The 20,366-nt window shown below is 64.3% G+C and carries 19 protein-coding genes; 11 read left to right on the top strand and 8 right to left on the bottom strand.

Features of this window, described 5'->3' with window-relative positions; all coding sequences use genetic code 11:
* Positions 1–13 precede the first annotated feature (13 nt).
* From LDZ26_RS12410 to pxpB, 5 genes are all read right to left on the bottom strand, one after another.
* Entirely contained in the window at positions 14–970 is a 957-nt protein-coding gene (locus LDZ26_RS12410; RefSeq protein WP_244847454.1) for a DUF979 domain-containing protein, read from the bottom strand.
* The gene (locus tag LDZ26_RS12405; RefSeq protein ID WP_175938485.1) at positions 967–1,686 is read right to left on the bottom strand and encodes a DUF969 domain-containing protein; all 720 of its coding nucleotides are present in this window, start codon (positions 1,684–1,686) and stop codon (positions 967–969) included. The genes LDZ26_RS12410 and LDZ26_RS12405 overlap by 4 nt, the downstream gene beginning before the upstream one ends.
* Positions 1,687–1,823: 137 nt before the next feature.
* Complete coding sequence (gene pxpA / locus LDZ26_RS12400) at positions 1,824–2,570, bottom strand: 5-oxoprolinase subunit PxpA (protein WP_244847453.1); 747 nt, start codon at positions 2,568–2,570, stop codon at positions 1,824–1,826.
* A gap of 40 nt (positions 2,571–2,610) precedes the next feature.
* Positions 2,611–3,642, bottom strand: coding sequence for a biotin-dependent carboxyltransferase family protein (locus LDZ26_RS12395; protein ID WP_244847452.1), 1,032 nt, complete (start codon positions 3,640–3,642; stop codon positions 2,611–2,613).
* Entirely contained in the window at positions 3,639–4,292 is a 654-nt protein-coding gene (gene pxpB, locus LDZ26_RS12390; RefSeq protein ID WP_244847451.1) for a 5-oxoprolinase subunit PxpB, read from the bottom strand. Before pxpB ends, LDZ26_RS12395 begins: the two co-directional genes overlap by 4 nt.
* A gap of 178 nt (positions 4,293–4,470) precedes the next feature.
* On the opposite strand from pxpB, the gene LDZ26_RS12385 reads away from it, so the two are divergent.
* Positions 4,471–4,983, top strand: a complete 513-nt coding sequence (locus LDZ26_RS12385; protein WP_175938477.1) for a winged helix DNA-binding protein — start codon at positions 4,471–4,473, stop codon at positions 4,981–4,983.
* A gap of 7 nt (positions 4,984–4,990) precedes the next feature.
* On the opposite strand, the gene LDZ26_RS12380 is transcribed toward LDZ26_RS12385, so the two are convergent.
* The gene (locus LDZ26_RS12380; protein WP_370650677.1) at positions 4,991–5,623 is read right to left on the bottom strand and encodes a 5-formyltetrahydrofolate cyclo-ligase; all 633 of its coding nucleotides are present in this window, start codon (positions 5,621–5,623) and stop codon (positions 4,991–4,993) included.
* A gap of 8 nt (positions 5,624–5,631) precedes the next feature.
* Between LDZ26_RS12380 and LDZ26_RS12375 the strand changes: the two genes are divergently transcribed.
* The 5 genes from LDZ26_RS12375 (at position 5,632) to LDZ26_RS12355 (ending at position 12,833) form a co-directional block, all read left to right on the top strand.
* Complete coding sequence (locus LDZ26_RS12375; protein ID WP_244847449.1) at positions 5,632–7,599, top strand: lytic transglycosylase domain-containing protein; 1,968 nt, start codon at positions 5,632–5,634, stop codon at positions 7,597–7,599.
* A 123-nt stretch (positions 7,600–7,722) separates the two neighbouring features.
* The gene (locus LDZ26_RS12370) at positions 7,723–8,679 is read left to right on the top strand and encodes a complex I NDUFA9 subunit family protein (RefSeq protein ID WP_244847448.1); all 957 of its coding nucleotides are present in this window, start codon (positions 7,723–7,725) and stop codon (positions 8,677–8,679) included.
* Between the two features lie 11 nt (positions 8,680–8,690).
* Entirely contained in the window at positions 8,691–9,314 is a 624-nt protein-coding gene (locus LDZ26_RS12365; RefSeq protein ID WP_244847447.1) for a glutathione S-transferase family protein, read from the top strand.
* The gene (locus LDZ26_RS12360; RefSeq protein WP_244847446.1) at positions 9,311–10,576 is read left to right on the top strand and encodes a multifunctional CCA addition/repair protein; all 1,266 of its coding nucleotides are present in this window, start codon (positions 9,311–9,313) and stop codon (positions 10,574–10,576) included. Before LDZ26_RS12365 ends, LDZ26_RS12360 begins: the two co-directional genes overlap by 4 nt.
* Positions 10,577–11,582: 1,006 nt before the next feature.
* Positions 11,583–12,833: an IS256 family transposase gene (locus tag LDZ26_RS12355; RefSeq protein WP_244847445.1), complete on the top strand. Its 1,251-nt coding sequence runs from the start codon at positions 11,583–11,585 to the stop codon at positions 12,831–12,833.
* A 195-nt stretch (positions 12,834–13,028) separates the two neighbouring features.
* Here the strand turns inward: LDZ26_RS12355 and LDZ26_RS12350 are convergent, their stop codons facing one another.
* Both LDZ26_RS12350 and LDZ26_RS12345 read right to left on the bottom strand, forming a co-directional pair.
* Positions 13,029–13,223, bottom strand: coding sequence for a DUF2905 domain-containing protein (locus tag LDZ26_RS12350; protein WP_175940549.1), 195 nt, complete (start codon positions 13,221–13,223; stop codon positions 13,029–13,031).
* Positions 13,224–13,233: 10 nt separating this feature from the next.
* The gene (locus tag LDZ26_RS12345) at positions 13,234–14,439 is read right to left on the bottom strand and encodes a class I SAM-dependent methyltransferase (protein WP_244847444.1); all 1,206 of its coding nucleotides are present in this window, start codon (positions 14,437–14,439) and stop codon (positions 13,234–13,236) included.
* A 13-nt stretch (positions 14,440–14,452) separates the two neighbouring features.
* Between LDZ26_RS12345 and LDZ26_RS12340 the strand changes: the two genes are divergently transcribed.
* The 5 genes from LDZ26_RS12340 (at position 14,453) to glmS (ending at position 20,062) form a co-directional block, all read left to right on the top strand.
* The gene (locus LDZ26_RS12340; protein WP_244847443.1) at positions 14,453–15,322 is read left to right on the top strand and encodes an SDR family oxidoreductase; all 870 of its coding nucleotides are present in this window, start codon (positions 14,453–14,455) and stop codon (positions 15,320–15,322) included.
* Between the two features lie 30 nt (positions 15,323–15,352).
* On the top strand, positions 15,353–15,754 hold the full coding sequence (locus tag LDZ26_RS12335; protein ID WP_244847442.1) for a dihydroneopterin aldolase: 402 nt from the start codon (positions 15,353–15,355) through the stop codon (positions 15,752–15,754).
* A complete protein-coding gene (gene ttcA, locus LDZ26_RS12330; protein ID WP_244847441.1) occupies positions 15,751–16,710 on the top strand; it encodes a tRNA 2-thiocytidine(32) synthetase TtcA in 960 nt (319 codons plus the stop codon). Before LDZ26_RS12335 ends, ttcA begins: the two co-directional genes overlap by 4 nt.
* 97 nt (positions 16,711–16,807) lie before the next feature.
* Positions 16,808–18,169, top strand: a complete 1,362-nt coding sequence (gene glmU, locus LDZ26_RS12325; protein ID WP_244847440.1) for a bifunctional UDP-N-acetylglucosamine diphosphorylase/glucosamine-1-phosphate N-acetyltransferase GlmU — start codon at positions 16,808–16,810, stop codon at positions 18,167–18,169.
* Between the two features lie 75 nt (positions 18,170–18,244).
* Positions 18,245–20,062 (top strand): glutamine--fructose-6-phosphate transaminase (isomerizing), encoded by a 1,818-nt coding sequence (gene glmS / locus LDZ26_RS12320; RefSeq protein ID WP_244847439.1) that lies wholly within the window; start codon positions 18,245–18,247, stop codon positions 20,060–20,062.
* The last annotated feature ends 304 nt before the right edge of the window (positions 20,063–20,366 follow it).

The following is a 20,366-nucleotide window of genomic DNA, read 5'->3' as shown; positions in this document are numbered from 1 at the left end:
CGCGACCGCCGCATCAGATAAACATCAGCCAGTTCAGCAAGAAGATGTTCACGATCAGCAACGTCAGCGCGGTGGGCACCTGCACCTTGATGACCGCGTTCTTGTCCGGCAACTCCAGGAGCGCGGCGGGCACGATGTTGAAGTTCGCGGCCATCGGCGTCATCAACGTGCCGCAGTAGCCCGAGAACATGCCGATGGCGACCATCGTCGCGGGATTGCCGTGGAACACGCCGACGAGAATCGGCACGCCGACGCCGCCCGTCATCACCGGGAACGCGGCAAAGCCATTGCCCATCACCATCGTGAACAGCGCCATGCCGATGCAGTACACCGCCACCGCGACGAGCCGGTAATCCATGTTGACGTAAGCCGTGGTGACGTGCGCGACGGCCTTGCCGACGCCCGCATCCGAGAACACGAGTCCGAGCATGCCGAGCATCTGCGGCAGCACCGCCGCCCATGAAAGCGCGTCGATCAGGCGGCGCGTCTCGCGCATCGACTGGCCGACGGTATCGCGCGTCATCACGCACGCCACCGCCAACGCGATCACGCAGCCGATGCCGAAGCCGATCAGCGTCACGTTCTTCAGTTCGATCAGCGGCTTGCCGCCGAACACGAGATGGCTCGCGCCGAGCGTGAGGATCACGGTGACGACGGGAATCGTCAGCGCGGGCACGAAGAGCTTGTTGCCGAGACGCACGGCGCTCTGGCGGCGCGTTTCCTCGGAGAGCATCTTCGGCTTCGCGCCGGTGACGCCGCCGAAGCCCGCGATCAGCGCCATCGCCACGACCAGCACGCCAACGACCGACACCGGCAGCCAGTCGCCGATCAGAAAGATCAGCGCATAGACGAGCCAGAACGTGCCGGCCGAGAGCCGCCGCGGATGCGACTTGTCCGTGAGAATCATGCCCGCGACGACCACGAGCACGATGCCGACGAGATAGAACAGATAGTTGATGGTGAGCGTCATGCCTTTTCTCCCGCGACGTTGCGCGTCAGTGCGTCGAGTTCGCGCGTGAGTTGGCGGTCGAGCAGCCACAGCCGGAAGCCGTGGATCAGGAACGCACAGATGGCCGTCGGGATGCCCCAGACGGCGACGTGCATCGGCTCCACGACGATGCCCGCTTCCTTCAGGAACGTGACCATCAGCACGATCGCGCCGAACGCCACGAAGATGTCTTCGCCGAAGAAAAGGCCCACGTTGTCGGTCGCCGCCGCGTAAGCGCGCAGCTTGAAGCGCACGGCGTCAGAGAGCTTGCCGTGACGCGCTTCGGTCGCGCCTTCGGCCATCGGCGCGAGGAGCGGCCGCACCATCTGCGGATGACCGCCCAAACCGGTCAGCCCGACCGCCGCCGTCAGCTCACGCACGAGCAGATAGACGATCAGAAGACGCCCGGCCGTCGCCGCGCGAATGCTCGAAATCCAGATCTGCGCGCGCTCGCGCAGCCCGTGGCGTTCGAGCAGGCCGATCACCGCGAGCGGCAGCAGGATGATGAGCGGAATATTGCGCGTCTTCAGAAAGCCGCTGCCGATGGCGGTGAGAATGCGCTCGGGCGGGAAGTGCGCCGCCAGGCCGGTGACGATCGCGGCGGCGGCCACGATCAGCATCGGATTGAAGCGCAGCACGAAGCCCACGATGATGACGGCCACGCCGATGAGCGGCCATAAATTGACTGCGGTTGCCATGAGATCTCCAAACGGTATGTCGATTCAAACATCGCGCCTCGATGCGAGCGCGTGGTGACAGCGAACGACTATCGGCTCTTGCGGCCGCTTGCTAAAACGCCCCGGCAAGGCGGGGCGTTCGATGCTTCAAAAAAAGCTCAGGCGGCTTGAGCGGCGCGAACGCCGATGCCCGCATCCGCCAGCGCGCCGCGAATGCGCCGCGCGAACGCCAGCGCGTGCTCGCCGTCGCCGTGCAGGCAGATAGTCTGCGCGTTGAGCGGCACCCAGTCGCCCGAGACGGCCTGCACGCGCTGGTCGCGCACCATCGACAGCGTGCGTTCGAGCACGGCGTCTTCGTCGTCGAGCAGCGCGCCCGGCTCCTTGCGCGGCACGAGCGAACCGTCCGCGCGATAACCGCGATCCGCGAACACTTCTTCGATGGCGACGAGCCCCGCGCGCCGCGCCGCATCGATCAGGCCGCTATTGGCGAGACCGAAGACGAGCAGCGACGGATCGAAGTCGCGCACGGCGGCCGCGATGGCATCCGCGATTTCCGGCGTCTTGGCCGCCTGGTTGTAGAGCGCGCCGTGCGGCTTCACGTGCGCGATGCGCCCGCCTTCCGCCTTCGCAATGGCCGCGAGCGCGCCGAGTTGATACAGCACGCCCGCGTAGATTTCGTCGGGCGGCAGGTCCATTTCCTTGCGGCCGAAGTTCTCCGGATCGTTGAAGCTCGGATGCGCGCCGATCGCCACGCCCTTTTGCACCGCCCAGCGCACGCAGTCGCGCATGGCGGTCGCGCCGCCCGCATGCCAGCCGCACGCGATATTCGCGGAGCTGACGAGGTCGAGCAGGGCTTCGTCGGAGCCGCAGCCTTCGCCGAGATCGGCGTTCAGATCGATCTGCATGATGATGTCGTTTGAAGTAGTCGTTGCGTTGGGTTGTCCTTCATCGCCCGATGCGTTCTTCGTGCATCGCGATGGCCGTTTCCACCTGGCTCACGTACTGGCGCTCTTCGGCGAGCGCGTGGCGCGCTTCCTCCACCGATGTCTCGACGAAGCGCACGCCGCCGTTCAGCCGCACTTGCGCGAGCTTCCACAAGTCGGCCTTGATGACCGCGCCGATCTTCGGATAGCCGCCCGTGGTCTGCGCGTCGCCCATCAGGATGATCGGCTGGCCGTTCGGCGGAACCTGAATCGTGCCGGGCAGCACCGCGTGAGAGAGTAGTTCCGTCTTCGCGCGGCGTTCGAGCGGCCTGCCGGCGAGGCGGAATCCCATGCGGTTGCTGTTCGGCGTGATGGTCCATTCGTCGTCCCAGAAGTCGCGCTGCGACTCGTCGGTGAAGCTCGCGTACTCCGGGCCGCGCAGCACGCGAATCGGCGCGGCCCACGCGAGGCCGGGCGCGTGGCGGCCGCGGCGCACGGGTTCATCGACGAGCACGAACTTGCACCACGCGGGCGCTTTCACGCCGAACGCGGGTTCTTCCGGCGAAAACGCGATGCCCTTGTGCGGCTGCGGCACGCCCACCGGCAAGCGGTCGCCGTCGCGCAGCGCGCGTCCGCCGAGTCCGCCGAAGCAGGCGCCGAGATCGGTGCTGCGCGAGCCGAGCATCGGCAACACGTCGATGCCGCCCGCGATGCACACGTAGCAGCGCATGCCGCGCTTCGCCGCGCGCAGCGTCAGTTCCTGGCCCGCGCGCACGGGCAGGCTCCACCACGAATAGACCGGCACGTCGTCGAGCGTCGCGCCGAAGTCGGTGCCCGTGATGGCGATGCGCGTCGCGCGCTTGAAGCGCAGCACGGTCGGCCCGAACGTCACTTCGATGCCCGCCGCATCCGGCCGGTTGCCGACGATGCGATTGCCGATTTCGAGCGATAGCGCGTCGAGCGCACCGCCCGAACTCACGCCGAGATGCCGGTAACCGGGGCGGCCGAGATCCTGCACCGAGGAGAGCACGCCCGCGCGAATCACGTCGATCATGCGCGCACCTCCACCGGGATGAAGCGCACGCGGTCGCCGGGCTGCATCAGCGTCGGCGGATTGCGGGCCGGGTCGAAGAGCTTCACGTCCGTGCGGCCGAGCAGTTGCCAGCCTCCCGGCGAGGTCGCCGGATAAATGCCCGTCTGCGCCCCGCCGATGCCGACCGATCCCGCCGGCACTTCGAGACGCGGCTCGCGGCGGCGCGGCATGTGCAGCGCGGGATCGAGCCCGCCGAGATACGCGAAGCCCGGCTGGAAGCCGAGAAAGAACACGATGTATTCGGCTTGCGTGTGACGCTTCACGACTTCATCGACCGACAAGCCGACGTGCTCGGCCAGCGCCGCGAGGTCGGGGCCGTCGTCGCCGCCGTAGCGCACCGGAATGTCGATCTGCGTGCCTTCGGTGTCGGCGTGGCCGGCCACGTCCCATTGCGCGTCGAGTTGCGCCGCGAGGCTTGCGTAGTCGGCCTCGAGCGGATCGAACACGATCGTCAGATTGTTCATGCCCGGCACGACCTCCACGACGTGCGGCAGCAGGCGCGCGTAATCCGCGAGCGTCCAGATGCGGCGCTGGCAGTCGATCGTGGCGGGCGGCGCGACGTCGCAGACGAGCGCGCTTTCGCCGAGCGGATAAATTCGTGGTCTGGTCATGCGTTCGAGTATGTCCTTCGAGCACGGCGGCGTTTTCGTGGGAAGACCGCTTTCGCCACTCCGTCTCGGAATGTTACATTGTCAATAAATTATCAAGAAATTATCAATACGCGTTTGTCTGGAGTGTGGCGCGAACGCATTGCGCTACACTGCGACGCACTTTTCTACGGTCATCGCCATGTCGCGTCAGCCAACCAAGATCGTGTCGTCCGAGCACCTCGTCTCCGAAACCAGCGCGGAACTCTCCGAATTCGAGTACGCGCTCATCATGGCGAGCAACGCCTTCAACCGATGGATGGTGCGCTGCATGTCGGCGGCGGGCGCCAAGGACATGACGGCGGTAGAAGTGTCGCTGCTGCATCACGTGAACCATCGCGACCGCAAGAAGAAGCTCGCGGACATCTGCTTCGTGCTGAATATCGAGGACACGCATGTGGCGACCTACGCGCTCAAGAAACTCGTGACGCGCGGCTATGTGACGAGCGAAAAGGCCGGCAAGGAAGTGTTCTTCACGACGACGCCAGCGGGGCGCGAACTGTGCGGCAAGTACCGCGAAGTGCGGGAAAGCTGCCTGATTTCCGCGCTGCGCGAAAGCCGGCTGACCAACGAACAGATCGGCGAGGCGGCGCAACTGATGCGCAACGCATCCGGCCTCTACGACACCGCCGCGCGCGCGGCGGCGTCGCTCTAGGCGCGGCTCAGTAGCGCGCCGCTTCGGTAACGACCGCATCGAGCGGCATGTCGTGCGATTCGCGCGGCAGCGCGCCGAGCTTGCCCATTTCATACGCTATGCCGATGGTCGCCGGCTTCTTCGCGACCGGCCACGCCGCGAGCGTGCGATCGTAGTAGCCGCCGCCGTAGCCGAGGCGGTATCGGTCCGAATCGAAACCGACGCACGGCACGAGCAGCAATTCCGGCACCACGACTCTCTCTTCTTCCGGCACGGGAATGCGATAGCGGCCCGGCTTCATCGGCGATTGCGCGTGCCATGCGTGAAAGGCCATCGGCGCATGCGGCTGCACGACGACCGGCAATGCGGCTTCGCGAGCATCGTCCGATGCGAGCCAATCCGCGATGACCGCACGCGCGTCGAATTCGCCCGCTACCGGCCAATAAAAGCCGATGCACCGGACCGCGCGCTCATCGAGCAGCGCGCGCAGCCGCTCGGCCAGCGCCGCGTTGCGCGCGGCTTGCGCCGGGTCTTCGGCCTGCGCCTCGCGGCGCGCGAGCAGCGTGGCGCGCAGGGCGCTCTTCGGCTCCGCGCGGACAGGTTCCGCGCAAACGTTGCGTGCTATGCTTTCAACCGATCTTTGGACCACCTCGCGCTCCAGTCATAACGATGTCAAAACGCTTCAACCGAGTATATCTTGCGGTCGGTTACGCCCTTGCCGCCGCGACGCTCGTCGCCTGCGGAACGGCCTCGGCCGTGCGCCCGGACGCCGACTTTTCGCCGTCCGCCGACGACCGCGTCTTCATGCAGTTGCGCGAGGCGTCCCGCGCGAACGATGCCGGCCGTGCCGCCGCGCTCGCCGCGCAGATTCCGAATTACCCGGCGCCGGGTTACGTCGAATACTTCACGATCAAGCCGCAGCTTTTCGATGCGCAAGGCCACGCGCGCCCGGACGCGCCCGACGCGCCGGTGCTCTCGTTCCTGCAACGCTACGACGGCCAGGCCATTGCCGACCGCATGCGCAACGACTACCTCGTGGTGCTCGGCGTCCGTCACGACTGGCGCAACTTCGAGCAGCAGTATTCGCGCTTCGTGCTGAACGACGACACGCAGGTCAAATGCTATGCGCTCGAAGCGCGGCAGTCGCGCGGCGAGAACATCGCGGAGGCGGCGCGCGCGCTGCTCGTCGATCCGAAATGGTACGGCGACGGCTGCGTGGATCTCATCGCGGCGCTCGCGGAGTCCGGCCAGTTCACGAGCGACGATATCTGGCAGCAGATCCGCCTCGCGTACGAGCAAAACTACACGACGACCGGCGCGAATATCGTCGATGCGCTCGGCCAGGAACGGCCGAAGCCCGAACTGCTCGACAACGCCGTCAACAAGCCGCCGCTTTATCTGGCGCGCGGCGTCATGCCGAACACGCCGGCGCATCAACTGACGCTGCTCGCCATCACGCGCCTCGCGCGCAACGATCCGGCGATGGCCGCGGCCACGTTCAGTTCCGTCGCGCCGGGCCTTACGCCCGCCGAGCGCGCGATCGGCTGGGGCACCATCGGCTATCAGGCGGCGCTAAAGCGCATGCCGTCGGCGGCGGACTGGTATCGGCTGTCGGCGAATGCGCCGTTGTCGAATCCGGCGTACGAATGGCGCACGCGCAGCGCGCTGCTCGCGGGCGACTGGAACATGGTCCGCTGGTCCATCGAGCAGATGCCGCCCACGCTGCGCAGCCAGCCCGCGTGGGTCTACTGGCACGCGCGCGCCGTCAAGCAGGCGGGCGACGCGGCCACGGCCAGTCAGGAATTCCAGAGCATCGCGGATCAATACAACTTCTACGGCCAGCTCGCGCTGGAAGAGCTCGGCCAGAAGATCACGCTGCCGCCGCGCACGACCGTCTCCGACGCCGAGATTGCGCAGATGCAGTCGGTGCCGGGCTTCGCGCTGTCGCAGCGTTTCTATGCGCTCAACATGCGGCTCGAAGGCAATCGCGAATGGAACTGGCCGCTGCGCACCATGACCGACCGTCAGTTGCTCGCCGCTGCGCAATACGCAAAGCGCATCGAACTGTACGACCGCACGGTGAACACTGCCGACAAGACCAAGACCGAGCACGATTTCACGCTGCGGTATCTGTCGCCGTTCCGTGAGATCGTCGAGCGCGACGCGCAAAGCACCGGGCTCGACACCGAGTGGGCCTACGGTCTGATTCGCCAGGAGTCGCGCTTCATCATCAATGCGCGCTCGGAAGTGGGCGCGGGCGGACTCATGCAGTTGATGCCCGGCACGGCGCAACTCGTCGCGAAGAAGATCGGTCTCGGCTCGCTGTCGCGCGCGCAGATGAACGACATCGACACCAACATTCTGCTCGGCACGAACTACCTGTCGATGATCTACAATCAGTTCGACAACTCGCCGGTGCTCGCCACCGCCGGCTACAACGCCGGTCCGGGCAGGCCGCGCCAATGGCGGCAGGATTTGCGCGCGCCGGTCGAGGGCGCGGTTTTTGCTGAAACCATTCCGTTTTCCGAGACGCGCGATTACGTGAAGAACGTGCTGTCGAACACCGTGTACTACGCGGCGCTGTTCGAAGGCCGTCCGCAATCGCTGAAGGCGCGGCTGGGTTATATCGCGCCGTAAGCGCGCTTCACGCCACGCCGCGCTCGGCCATCCGTTCATCGGAAGCACGCGCGGCGGCTCGTCCTTACCTCGTAGCCCCGCATTCGTCAGCGCAAGCGGGCAGCCGCGACACAAGAGGCGAACATGCAACATCAGAACGTGGCGATCATCGGCGGCTCCGGCTTCATCGGCAGCCATCTCGTCAACGCGCTGGTCGATCTCGGCAAGAATGTGCGGATTGCGACACGGCGTCGGTCGAACGCCGCGCATCTGACGCTACTGCCGGTGGACGTGCTCGAAACCGATGTTCACGATCCCATCAAGCTCGCCGCGTTCGTCGCGGAAGCCGATGCGGTCATCAATCTCGTCGGCGTGTTGCAGGGGCGGCGCGGCGATCCGTACGGGCCCGAGTTCGCGCGAGCGCATGTCGAGCTGCCGCGCAAGATCGTCGCGGCGTGCGCGGCGAAGGGCGTGCGCAGGCTCATTCATATGAGCGCCATCGGCGCGGACTCGGAAGGTCCGAGCATGTATCTGCGCTCGAAGGGCGATGGCGAGAAGCAAGTCCGCGAGTCGGGCCTCGACTGGACCATTTTCCGCAGTTCGGTCGTGTTCGGTCCTGAGGACAATCTGCTCAACCAGTTTGCGTTCCTCGAACGGCTGTTTCCGGTGATTCCGCTCGCGTGCGCGGACGCCGAATTCCAGCCGGTTTTCGTCGGCGATGTCGCGAAGGCCATCGTCAACGTGCTCGACCTCGATGCCGCGAACCGCATGGTCTACGAACTCGCAGGCCCCGCCGTCTATACGCTCGCGGAACTCGTGCGCTTCGCGGGCGCAACCATCGGCAAGCATGCGCGCATCGTCAAGCTGCCGGAGAGTCTCGGCCGCCTTCAGGCGATGACGCTGGAAATGGCGCCCGGCGAACCGCTGATGTCGCGCGACAACCTCGATTCCATGAAGACGCCAAGCATCGCGAGCGGGCCGCTTGCGCCGGAACTCGGCATCGGCGAGCCGGCGAGCATCGAGGCGATCGCGCCGCTGTATCTCACTGGCATGTCGCCGCGTTCGCGCTTCAATACTTTCCGCGCCACGGCGCACCGTTGATTTCAGACCGCATGAAACTCGTTATCGGCGACAAGAATCTCTCTTCCTGGTCCATGCGTCCCTGGGTGCTGCTCAGGCATTTCGACATTCCGTTCGATGAAGTGCTCATCCGGCTCGGCCAGCCCGGCACCAAGGCGAAGATTCTCGATGTGACGCCGTCGGGCAAAGTGCCGTGCCTTATCACCGATAGCGGCGAGACCGTATGGGAATCGCTCGCCATCATGGAAACGCTTGCCGAGCGGTATCCGCAGCATGCGCTCTGGCCGCGCGATGCCGCCGCCCGCGCGCACGCGCGCAGCATCAGCGCGGAAATGCACGCGGGCTTCGCGGAGCTGCGCCAGAACATGCCGATGCACATCACGGCGATGGAGCCGGGCATCGGCGCGACGCCCGGTGCGCTCGCGGATATCGCGCGGATCGACGCGATCTGGAGCCGCTGCGTCGCGCAGTCGGGCGGGCCGTTCCTGTTCGGCGACTTCAGCATTGCGGACGCCATGTTCGCGCCCGTCGTCATGCGCTTCAACTCGTATTCGCCCGCTATCAGCGAGTCCGCGCGCGAGTATGCGGCTCGCGTGACCGCGCTGCCGGCCGTGGCCGCGTGGATCGACGACGCACGGAAGGACGACGCGCGATGAATATCTACGCGGTAGGCGGCGCGATCCGCGATGCGTTGCTGGGCGTGCCGGTGGTGGACCGCGATTACGTGGTCGTCGGCGCGACGCCCGAGCAGATGGTCGCGCAAGGGTACAAGCCGGTCGGCAAGGATTTTCCGGTGTTCCTGCATCCGGTGACGCACGAGGAATACGCGCTCGCGCGGACCGAGCGCAAGACGGCGGCGGGCTATCACGGCTTTCAGTTCTACTATTCGCCGGACGTGACGCTGGAGGAAGACTTAGCTCGCCGCGACCTCACGATCAACGCGATGGCGCGCGAAGTGAACGCAGCGGGCGAGCTGACCGGCCCGGTGATCGACCCGTTCGACGGACAGAGCGACCTCAGCGCGAAGCGTTTCCGGCATGTGGGCGATGCGTTCATCGAAGATCCGGTGCGCATACTTCGGCTCGCGCGATTTGCCGCGCGCTTCGCGGATTTCACCGTCGCGCCGGACACGCAAGCGCTGATGAAGAAGATGGTCGAAGCCGGCGAAGTCGATGCGCTCGTTCCCGAGCGCGTGTGGCAGGAGATTTCGCGCGGGCTGATGGAGAAGCGGCCGTCGCGGATGTTCGAGGTGCTGCGCGGCTGCGGCGCGCTCGCGCGGATTCTGCCGGAGGTCGATGCGCTATGGGGCGTGCCGCAACGCGCCGACTATCACCCGGAAGTTGACACGGGCGTGCATGTGATGATGGTGGTCGACTATGCGGCCTCGCAGGGCTATGCGCTGCCGGTTCGCTTTGCCGCGCTCACGCACGATCTCGGCAAGGCGACCACACCGGACGATATCTTGCCGCGGCATCTCGGGCACGAGGGACGCAGTGTCGATTTGCTGAAGCCGTTGTGCGAACGCCTGCGCGTGCCGAACGAATGCCGCGATCTGGCGCTGCTCGTCGCGAGGGAGCACGGCAATATTCATCGCGTGATGGATATGGGCGCGGCGGCGCTCGTGCGGCTTTTTGAGCGCACCGATGCGCTGCGCAAGCCGGCGCGCTTTGCCGAGGCGCTACAGGCGTGTCTCGCGGATGCGCGCGGGCGGCTCGGGCTCGAGCAGACGGAGTATCCGCAGGCGGAGCGGCTGCGGGAGGCGCTCGTCGCTGCACGGTCGGTCGATGCCGGGGCTGTGGCGCAGCGGTTCGCGCATGAGCCTTCAAGGATCAAGGATGCGGTGCATGAGGCGCGGGTGGAGGCGGTCGCTAGGGTGTTGAGCGGGGGCCGCTCGGGGGCGCTTTGTTCTTCTTCTTGAACGTTGGTTCTTGTTGGGCGGGTGGTGCGTTGTCCTATCTTTCTTTCTTTCGTTCGTTCGTTCGTTCGTTCGTTCGTTCGTTCGTTCGTTCGTTCGTTCGTTCGTTAGTGAAACTTGTTTTCGCGTCGGTCTATTAGCGTTGCCCCTCCCCGGGGCGGGGGTCACTTTCTTTGCTGTCGACCAGAGTAGGCGCTTTAGCGCCGTACTCTGGTCCCATGCAAAGAAAGTAACCAAAGAAAGCAGCTTTCTTCTGAACCGCCCGATGCACAGATACGAATGGCCACTTCGCAGAAAAACATTGGCACTCAGCTTGAATCGACCTTGAATCACCCTCCGCGCCCGCTGAGCGCCACGTCCTCCGAGCCCCTTGGCTCGATAAAACCGACGGGACGCAATGGCTCCCCTATAAACGAACATATGGCAAGCCGAGCGTGATGAACGGCGTGCTAAAGGACCGGCAAACGCTTCGCCGCTCGATCGAAGTCACTTCGACATAACGGCTGTGCCCAAAGTGCTACATTGTCAGCCAAGCCAGGCGACGACGTGCAAGCGGATGCGCGACAAGCATCGCCGCTCAACGACGCACAAAGGGCACAGCGGCTGTGCCTAGAAATGAACCCGTGGCAAGCCAAGCAATGATGTGCAAGAGAAGGCCCAGAAGCATCGTCATCAGCGGCGAGCTGAGGCATGTTTGGGCCGCGCCTACGGCAATGTTGGTCGTTGACTTCTTCCCAGAGGTGCGAAGTGTCCCACTGGTTTTGTCGAGCCAAGGGGCTCGGAGGATGTGGCGTTCAGCGGGCGCGAAAGGTAATTCAAGGTTGATTCAACCTGAGTGCCAATGTTTTTCTGCGGAGTGACCACGCTTTTGCTGCTGCGGGCCAAAAAAAAGCTGCTTTCTTTGGTTACTTTCTTTGCATGGGACCAGAGTACGGCGCTAAAGCGCCTACTCTGGTGGGCCTGTCAGGAATTTTGTGTTTAAGGCATAACATGCTCCCAAGGAGAGTTTATGCCTCGCAAACCGAAAGCCCAGCCGGCGGCTCTGCCGGCGATTCCGGCCGAACTGCTTGAGCAGTTCGGCAACGGTCCGATGACGGCTGAAGCCATCAATGCCGCGACGCTGGCGCTCAAGAAGGCGCTGATCGAACGGGCGCTGGGCGGCGAGATGAACCATCATCTCGGCTACCCTCCCGGTGCTGCCAAGCCGGTCAACGCCACGAATCAGCGCAACGGCAAAGGGGCCAAGACGGTTCTGACCGAAGACGGTCCGATCCGCATCGAGGTGCCGCGTGACCGCGACGGCAGCTTCGAACCGATCCTGATTCCCAAGCACGAACGGCGCTTCACGGGCTTCGACGACAAGATCGTCGCCATGTATGCCCGAGGCATGACCGTACGTGAGATCCAGGGCTTCCTGCTGGAACAGTACGGCACCGATGTCTCGCCCGACTTCATCAGCTCGGTCACCGACGAAGTCATGGCCGAAGTAACCGCATGGCAGGCCCGGCCGCTCGAGCCGATGTATCCGGTCGTGTTTTTCGACGCACTGCGGGTCAAGATTCGCGAAGACGCCGTCGTGCGCAACAAGGCGGTGTACCTGGCGCTGGGCGTGCTGCCCGACGGCACGCGCGAGATCCTGGGCCTGTGGATCGAGAATACCGAGGGGGCCAAATTCTGGATGAAGGTATTCAACGATCTGAAGACGCGCGGTGTTCACGACATCCTGATCGCCGTCACCGACGGTCTGAAGGGCATGCCCGAAGCATTGGCGGCGGTGTTTCCGGCCACCACACTGCAAACCTGTATCGTCCATCTGATCCGCAACAGCCTCGATTACGCCAGTTGGAAAGACCGCCGAGGGTTGGCTGCCGCGATCAAACCGATCTATGCCGCGCCCAGCGCGGAAGCGGCCCAGGCCGAACTCGATGCGTTTGCTGATGGGCCGTGGGGCCAGAAATTCCCGACCGTCAGCAGCGCGTGGCGCAACGCCTGGGATCGCGTAATCCCGTTCTTTGCGTTTCCGCCGGGTGTGCGCAAGATCATCTACACGACGAACGCGATTGAAAATATCAACTCGCAGTTGCGCAAGATCATCAAGACCCGTGGTCACTTCCCGAGCGACGAGGCCGCCACCAAACTCATCTGGCTGGCCTTGCGCAACATCACCGCGAATTGGGGAAGTGCCGCGCATGACTGGAAGACGGCCATGAACCAGTTCGCTATCCTTTACGCAGATCGATTCGTTCGGCCCTCCGTGTAATTACTCAACCTGCCTTAGAACACGGAAATCCTGACACCCCCACTCTGGTCGACAGCAAAGAAAGTGACCCCCGCCCCGAGGAGGGGCAACGCTAATAGACCGACACGAATACAAGTTTCACGAAACAAAGCGGCAGAAGCCCAAGCGCTATTGCGGAGCTAGCCGAGCCAGCCGCGCCGCGCCGAAAGGCAACAATCAAAGCGCCCGCGCAATCAAAGAAAGCAAAATAGAAATCACGACCGTAGACATAAACGGAAACGAATACTCCCGCCCGAAAATCCGCAAAGTAAAATCCCCGGGCAACCGTCCAATGCCAAACTTCCTGAGCCAAGGCATCGACCCGGAAAGAATCGCAAGCGCGATAAACGTCGTGACTACCCAGCGAATCATGACCGCAGCCTCATAACGCGTGCGACCGATCGCCCGCAGCGAAGGAATCGAGCGTCCCCTCGATGCCGCGTGAAAACGCGATTACCTTGAATAGCTCGCCCATCTCCGCCTCCGAAAGCAGCTTCTGCACCGCATTCGCCGCAGGAAGAAATCGCTTCACATCCGCAGGATCGAGCGCGCTGAGCACATCGGTGATTCCGGCATTCATCAGAAACCGCGCCTGCGACGTAAAGCCGAGCAAATCCGCGCCGGTTTCCACGCCGGCCTCCGCGATGCCCGTGAACTCGACGTGCGCCGTCAAATCCTGCAATCCCGGATAAAGGAACGGGTCCGCATGCGCGCGATGCCGATAATGACACATCAACGTGCCCGTCGCGCGCTGCGCATGATAGAACTCACGCCGCGGAAAGCCGTAGTCGATGAAAAACGCCGCGCCGCGCGTAAGCATCGTGCAAACCGTCTTCGTGAACGCGAGCGCGGCCTCGTGCGTCTCCGTCAGATATTCGGTGAATGGCTCGTCGTCGTTCGCCTCGTCGATGGCCGCATCGATCAGTTCGATCTGCGCATCCGGCGTGACCGCGCGATCATCGAAAGCGAAGCCTTCGTTCTCAATCACGACGCCGCGTTCGTGCCACGCGCCCAGCTTGCGCACGACGAGGCGCACCGGCATCGCGTCCAGCACTTCGTTGCCGATCACCACGCCTTCGAACGCATCGGGCAGCGCGTCCAGCCATTCGACCTTCGCGCCCTGAGCAGGCGCGTGCGCTTCAATCGTCGCGCGCTGACGCTCGCGCAGCTCGCCGGACAGATCGACGATCGCGTAACCGTCTATCTCCACGCCGAGATCGGCGAGCGCCGTCAGCAAACCCGCCGCGAGCTTGCCCGTGCCCGCGCCGAATTCCATCACGCGCCGCGTGCCGCTCTCCTGCAACGCCTGCGCGATCGGGCGCGCCAGCGTCGTCGCAAAGAGCGGCGACAACTCGGGCGCGGTGATGAAGTCGCTGCCATCGTCGGCGCGGCGGCCGAATTTCATGGCGCCGCCGCTGTAGTAGCCGAGGCCCGGCGCGTAGAGCGCGAGTTCCATGTATTGGTCGAACGGCAGCCAGCCGCCCGCCGCCGCAATGCGTTCGCGGATCACTTCAGTCAGCGCGGCCGATTGCGCGAGCGCGTCGGGGCCGGGAGCAGGTAAACTATCGGTTGGTCGATTCGGATTCATCCCAGTATTGTAAATGAGCGCCTCCACGCCGCTTTCTCCCGCCAATTCGCCGTCTTCGGGCGCGAATGCGCCTCTCTCGCCGGCGTCATCCACGCAGCGCGGACGCGCCGTGCTCGTGACGGGCGCGGGAAAGCGCATCGGGCGAGGCATCGCGCTGGAATTCGCGCGTCAAGGCTGGGACGTCGCCGTGCATTACGGCCGCTCGGAGCAGGAAGCGCGCGAAACCGTCGCGCAAATCGAGTCGCTCGGGCGGCGCGCGGTGGCGCTGAACGCGGATCTCGGCGTGGAAGCCGAAGTCGCGCAGCTCGTGCCGGCGTGCGTCGAAACCTTCGGCGCTTTGCATTGCGTCGTCAACTGCGCGTCGCGTTTCGATGAAGACACCGCCGCCGACTTCGGCTACGCGAAGCTCATGCAGATGACCGCCGTCAACGTCGCCGCGCCGCTCACGCTCGCGCGCACGCTGCACGAAGCCACGCCCGATGCCGCCGAAGACGACGAATCGCTGCGCGCCGTGGTCATCAACGTGCTCGACCAGAAGCTCTACAACATGAACCCGGATTACCTGTCCTACACGCTGACGAAGGCGGCGCTCGACACGGCCACCGTCGCGCTCGCGCAGGCGCTCGCGCCGAAACTGCGCGTGGTCGGACTCGCGCCGGGCCTCACGCTGATCTCCGCCGCGCAGACGCCCGAATCGTTCGAAGCGGCGCATCGCGTGACGCCGCTCAAGCGCGCATCGACGGTTGCGGACGTGGCGCAGGCCGCGTGCTATCTGGCGAGCGCGCACGGCGTGACCGGCACGACGCTCGTGGTCGATGGCGGCCAGCATCTCGTGCCGAGCCCGCGCGATGTGATGTACATGATCGGCGCGGAAAAAACCTGAACCGCGCCGCGATAACTATTGGATAACGCCATGCTTGCCGCACTTTCTCATCCCCGGCTGACCGATTGCCGGCGGCTCTTTCTGCGCAACTACGAAGTGCGCATCAATATCGGCGTGCATGACTTCGAAAAGCGCGGCGAGCAGCGCGTGGTGTTCAACGTCGAGCTGTTCGTGCCGCTCGCGCTGTCCACGCCCGTCGCGGACAAGCTCTCCGAAGTGGTCGATTACGACTTCATGCGCTCGACCATCGCGGCGCGCGTGAATCGCGGCCACATCCATCTACAGGAAACGCTGTGCGACGACGTCGCCGCCGCCTTGCTCGCGCATCCGAACGTGCGCGCGGTCGCGTTATCGACGCAAAAGCCCGACGTCTATCCCGACTGCGACGCGGTGGGCGTCGAAGTCTTCCGCATCAAAGAGGAACGAGCATGAACGCGCGTGAAGCCATGGAACACGCAGAAGAGCAAAAGCCCGCGCGCGAGGCGTTGACCAAGCGCCAGCAGAAGGAAGCGTACGAGAACAACAAGCTCTTCAAGCGGATCATGCGTCAGGTCGGGCAGGCGATCGGCGACTTCAACATGATCGAGCAGGGCGACAAGGTCATGGTCTGCCTGTCCGGCGGCAAGGACAGCTACGCGATGCTCGATATCCTGATGAGCCTGCGCGAGCGCGCGCCGATCGACTTCGACATCGTCGCCGTCAATCTGGATCAAAAGCAGCCGGGCTTTCCCGAGCACGTTCTGCCAGAGTATTTGAGCAAGCTCGACATTCCGTTTCACATCGAGAATCAGGACACGTACAGCATCGTCAAGCGGCTGGTGCCGGAAGGCAAGACGACGTGCTCGCTGTGCTCGCGGCTGCGGCGCGGCATTCTGTATCGCGTGGCGGGCGAACTGGGCGCGACGAAGATCGCGCTCGGGCACCATCGCGACGACATTCTGCAAACGCTTCTGCTCAACATGTTCTACGGCGGCAAGCTGAAGGGTATGCCGCCCAAGCTGCAATCCGACGACGGCAAGAACGTCGTCATTCGTCCGCTCGCCTATGTGAAGGAAACGGACCTCGAAAAATTCGCGGAACTACGCGAATTCCCCATCATTCCGTGCAATCTGTGCGGCAGCCAGCCGAACCTGAAGCGCGCGGAGATGAAGGCGCTGATTCGCGAGTGGGACAAGCGTTTCCCGGGGCGCGTCGAGAACATGTTCAATGCGCTCTCGAACGTGGTGCCTTCGCATCTGATGGATCCCGCCCTCTTTCCGTTCGCGAGCCTGCGCGCCACCGGCGAGGCCGATCCGCAAGGCGATATCGCGTTCGACGAAGAACCGTGCGCAAGCGAACCGTCAGCATCGCCAAACGCCATTTCAATTGTTCAGTTCGACGATCTGTGAAAGCCCGTAGCACCAGACGCGGCGCGGCTTTCGCGGTCATTTTCGAAAAAGTTCGCATGCTATATTGGCGCGACCTGAACCCTGCAGAACTCAAGCGATGAACATCGTGATTCTGGCTGCCGGCATGGGCAAGCGCATGCGCTCCGCCCTGCCGAAAGTCCTTCATCCTCTGGCGGGCCGGCCGCTCCTCGCGCATGTCATCGACACGGCGCGCACGCTGTCGCCCACGCGCCTCGTCGTGGTGGTCGGACACGGCGCCGAAAAGGTGCGCGAAGCCGTCGGCGCGCCCGACGTGCAATTCGCCGTGCAGGAGCAGCAGCTCGGCACCGGACACGCCGTGCAGCAGGCGCTGCCGCTTCTTGATTCCTCGGTGCCGACGCTCGTTCTGTACGGCGATGTGCCGCTCACGCGCGCGAGCACGCTGAAGCGTCTGCTCGATGCCGCCGGAACCGAACGCTACGGCGTGCTGACCGTGACGGTGGACGATCCGACGGGCTACGGGCGCATCGTGCGCGACGCGGGCGGCGCGGTGCGAAAGATCGTCGAGCAGAAAGACGCGAGCGAAGCGGAGCGGCGCATTACCGAGATCAACACGGGCATCGTCGTTTCGCCGACGCGCACGCTCGAACAATGGCTCGCGTCGCTGAAGAACGACAACGCGCAGGGCGAGTTCTATCTGACGGACGTGGTCGAGCGCGCGATCGAAGCGGGCGTCGAGGTCGTCACCGCGCAGCCGGACGCCGAATGGGAAACGCTCGGCGTGAACAGCAAAGTGCAACTGGCCGAACTCGAGCGCATTCATCAGCGCAACGTCGCCTATGCCTTGCTGGACGCGGGCGTGACGCTCGCCGATCCGGCGCGCACCGACGTGCGCGGCACGCTCGAATGCGGCGCGGACGTGACCATCGACGTCAACTGCGTGTTCGAAGGCCGCGTGACGCTTGGCGACAACGTGAGCATCGGGCCGAACTGCGTGATTCGCGATGCGTCGATCGGGGCGGGAACGCGCGTCGATGCGTACACGCATATCGAAGGCGGCACGGCCGGCGCGAACGTCGTGCTCGGACCATATGCGCGGCTGCGTCCGGGCGCCGTGCTCGGCGACGAAGCGCATGTCGGCAATTTCGTCGAAGTGAAGAACGCGGTGATGGGCCGCGGCTCGAAGGCGAATCACCTCACGTACATCGGCGATTCGGATATCGGGGCGCGCGTGAACGTGGGCGCAGGCACGATCACCTGCAATTATGACGGCGCGAACAAGCATCGCACCGTGATCGGCGACGACGTGTTCATCGGCTCGGATACGCAGCTCGTGGCGCCGGTGCGCGTCGGGCGGGGCGTGACCATCGCGGCGGGCACGACCGTCTGGAAGGATGTCGGCGAAGGCGAACTGGTGCTGAACGAAAAGCGCCAGGTCAGCAAGACGGACTACATCCGGCCGACCAAGAAGAAAGTATGAAGCGCGCGAGGCCGGGCCGGAAGGCTCGGCCTTTTTTCATTGTGCGTTCGGTTTTGACATCAAAGGAATAACGCCATGTGCGGAATTGTCGGCGCGGTTGCGCAACGGAATATCGTCTCGGTGCTCGTCGAAGGATTGCGGCGGCTCGAATATCGCGGCTACGACTCGTGCGGCGTGGCCGTGCTCAGCAACGGCGAGCCGCGCCGGGCGCGCAGCGTCGCGCGCGTGTCGGATCTCGACGCGCAGGTGCGGGAAACGGGCATCGGCGGCATGACCGGCATTGCGCACACGCGCTGGGCGACGCACGGCGCGCCCGTCACGGACAACGCGCACCCGATCTTTTCGCGCGATACCGTCGCGCTCGTGCATAACGGCATCATCGAGAACTACGAGTCGCTGCGCACGATGCTGCGCGACAAGGGCTACGAGTTCGTGTCGCAGACGGATACCGAGGTCATCGCGCATCTGATTCACAGCATGTATCGCGGCGATCTGTTCCAGACCGTGCGCGAGGCCGTCAAGCAACTGCACGGCGCGTATGCCATCGCGGTGATGCATAAAGATCAGCCGCATACGGTCGTCGGCGCGCGCCAGGGTTCGCCGCTCGTCGTGGGCGTGGGCCAGGGCGAGAACTTTCTGGCATCGGACGCGCTCGCGCTTGCCGGCAGCACGGACCGGTTTGCGTTTTTGGAAGAAGGCGATGTCGTCGAGATCTCGCTCGATGGCGTGAAGATAGCCGACCGCGACGGCCTGCCCGCCGAGCGCGAAGTGCGCGTGGTGACGGCTTACGGCGGCGCGGTGGAACTCGGGCCGTATCGCCATTTCATGCAGAAGGAGATTTTCGAGCAGCCGCGCGCGATCACGGACACCATTCCGCAAGCCGACAGTTTCGAGCCGCGTCTCTTTGGCGAGGAAGCGGGCGACGTGTTCGCCGGCATCGACAGTCTCCTGATTCTCGCGTGCGGCACGAGCTACTACTCGGGGCTGACGGCGAAGTACTGGCTGGAATCCATCGCGAAGATTCCGACGCAAGTCGAGATTGCGAGCGAGTATCGGTACCGCGAGTCGGTGCCGAATCCGAAGGCGCTGGTCGTCGTGATTTCGCAGTCGGGCGAAACCGCCGATACGCTCGCCGCGCTCAAGCACGCGCAATCGCTCGGGCACGCGCATACGCTCGCCGTCTGCAATGTGGGGACGAGCGCGATGGTGCGACAGACGGAGCTCGCGTTTCTGACGCACGCGGGAACGGAAATCGGCGTGGCGTCGACCAAGGCGTTCACGACGCAGCTCGTCGGCTTGTTCGTGCTGGCCGTGACGCTGGCGAAGATGCGCGGCCGCGTCGATGCGAAGCAGGAAGCGGCGTATCTCGGTCAGTTGCGTCACTTGCCTGCGGCGCTCAATAGCGTGCTCGCGCTGGAGCCGCAGATCATCGCGTGGTCGGAAGAGTTCGCGCGCAAGGAGAATGCGCTGTTCCTCGGGCGCGGGCTGCATTATCCGATCGCGCTCGAAGGCGCGCTGAAGCTGAAAGAGATCTCGTATATCCACGCCGAGGCGTATCCGGCGGGCGAACTGAAGCACGGGCCCCTCGCGCTCGTGACCGAGGCGATGCCCGTTGTGACCGTCGCGCCGAACGACGCGCTACTGGAGAAGCTGAAGTCGAACATGCAGGAAGTGCGCGCGCGGGGCGGCGAACTGTATGTGTTCGCGGATGCGGATACGCGCATCGTCAGCGAGGACGGTATTCATGTGATCCGCATGCCGGAGCACTACGGGGCGCTGTCGCCGATTCTGCATGTCGTGCCGCTGCAGTTGCTCGCGTATCACACGGCTTGCGCACGCGGGACCGATGTCGATAAGCCGCGCAATCTGGCGAAGTCGGTGACGGTGGAGTGAGTTTGTCTGGTGGGCTTGTTATGTCGTGGGAAGCGTCTCCTCGGAGGCGCTTTTTTTTGCCCGCCAACCGCGCCTCTGTGGACAACCCTGTGATCACTGCACCGAGGAACCTGTTCGCCGTTTCTGCATAAGTCGGCGCTTCGCTGAAGACGGTGAAAGTTGTCCTCTCGTCGCGCCGTAAACCGCGCGTCCGTACCGAAGTTGTTTACTTCGCAAGTGCCTGAAGCCAAACGCAAGAAGTCGGTTATCCACCGATTCGTGCGAGGCTTGTTAACTACTACCACGTATACATATGCGATCCTTT

Origin of the sequence: Caballeronia sp. SL2Y3 (genome assembly GCF_022879575.1) — a bacterium.
Taxonomy (GTDB): Bacteria; Pseudomonadota; Gammaproteobacteria; order Burkholderiales; family Burkholderiaceae; genus Caballeronia.
The sequence above is the reverse complement of the archived record's forward strand: the minus strand, read 5'-3'. Positions and strand labels throughout refer to the sequence as shown.

What these genes read in the sequence shown, in the direction of transcription:
- LDZ26_RS12410 (WP_244847454.1), bottom strand. Translation starts at nt 970, where the DNA reads ATGACGCTCACCATCAACTATCTGTTCTATCTCGTCGGCATCGTGCTC.
- LDZ26_RS12405 (WP_175938485.1), bottom strand. Translation starts at nt 1,686, where the DNA reads ATGGCAACCGCAGTCAATTTATGGCCGCTCATCGGCGTGGCCGTCATC.
- pxpA (WP_244847453.1), bottom strand. Translation starts at nt 2,570, where the DNA reads ATGCAGATCGATCTGAACGCCGATCTCGGCGAAGGCTGCGGCTCCGAC.
- LDZ26_RS12395 (WP_244847452.1), bottom strand. Translation starts at nt 3,642, where the DNA reads ATGATCGACGTGATTCGCGCGGGCGTGCTCTCCTCGGTGCAGGATCTC.
- pxpB (WP_244847451.1), bottom strand. Translation starts at nt 4,292, where the DNA reads ATGACCAGACCACGAATTTATCCGCTCGGCGAAAGCGCGCTCGTCTGC.
- LDZ26_RS12385 (WP_175938477.1), top strand. Translation starts at nt 4,471, where the DNA reads ATGTCGCGTCAGCCAACCAAGATCGTGTCGTCCGAGCACCTCGTCTCC.
- LDZ26_RS12375 (WP_244847449.1), top strand. Translation starts at nt 5,632, where the DNA reads ATGTCAAAACGCTTCAACCGAGTATATCTTGCGGTCGGTTACGCCCTT.
- LDZ26_RS12370 (WP_244847448.1), top strand. Translation starts at nt 7,723, where the DNA reads ATGCAACATCAGAACGTGGCGATCATCGGCGGCTCCGGCTTCATCGGC.
- LDZ26_RS12365 (WP_244847447.1), top strand. Translation starts at nt 8,691, where the DNA reads ATGAAACTCGTTATCGGCGACAAGAATCTCTCTTCCTGGTCCATGCGT.
- LDZ26_RS12360 (WP_244847446.1), top strand. Translation starts at nt 9,311, where the DNA reads ATGAATATCTACGCGGTAGGCGGCGCGATCCGCGATGCGTTGCTGGGC.
- LDZ26_RS12355 (WP_244847445.1), top strand. Translation starts at nt 11,583, where the DNA reads ATGCCTCGCAAACCGAAAGCCCAGCCGGCGGCTCTGCCGGCGATTCCG.
- LDZ26_RS12350 (WP_175940549.1), bottom strand. Translation starts at nt 13,223, where the DNA reads ATGATTCGCTGGGTAGTCACGACGTTTATCGCGCTTGCGATTCTTTCC.
- LDZ26_RS12345 (WP_244847444.1), bottom strand. Translation starts at nt 14,439, where the DNA reads ATGAATCCGAATCGACCAACCGATAGTTTACCTGCTCCCGGCCCCGAC.
- LDZ26_RS12340 (WP_244847443.1), top strand. Translation starts at nt 14,453, where the DNA reads ATGAGCGCCTCCACGCCGCTTTCTCCCGCCAATTCGCCGTCTTCGGGC.
- LDZ26_RS12335 (WP_244847442.1), top strand. Translation starts at nt 15,353, where the DNA reads ATGCTTGCCGCACTTTCTCATCCCCGGCTGACCGATTGCCGGCGGCTC.
- ttcA (WP_244847441.1), top strand. Translation starts at nt 15,751, where the DNA reads ATGAACGCGCGTGAAGCCATGGAACACGCAGAAGAGCAAAAGCCCGCG.
- glmU (WP_244847440.1), top strand. Translation starts at nt 16,808, where the DNA reads ATGAACATCGTGATTCTGGCTGCCGGCATGGGCAAGCGCATGCGCTCC.
- glmS (WP_244847439.1), top strand. Translation starts at nt 18,245, where the DNA reads ATGTGCGGAATTGTCGGCGCGGTTGCGCAACGGAATATCGTCTCGGTG.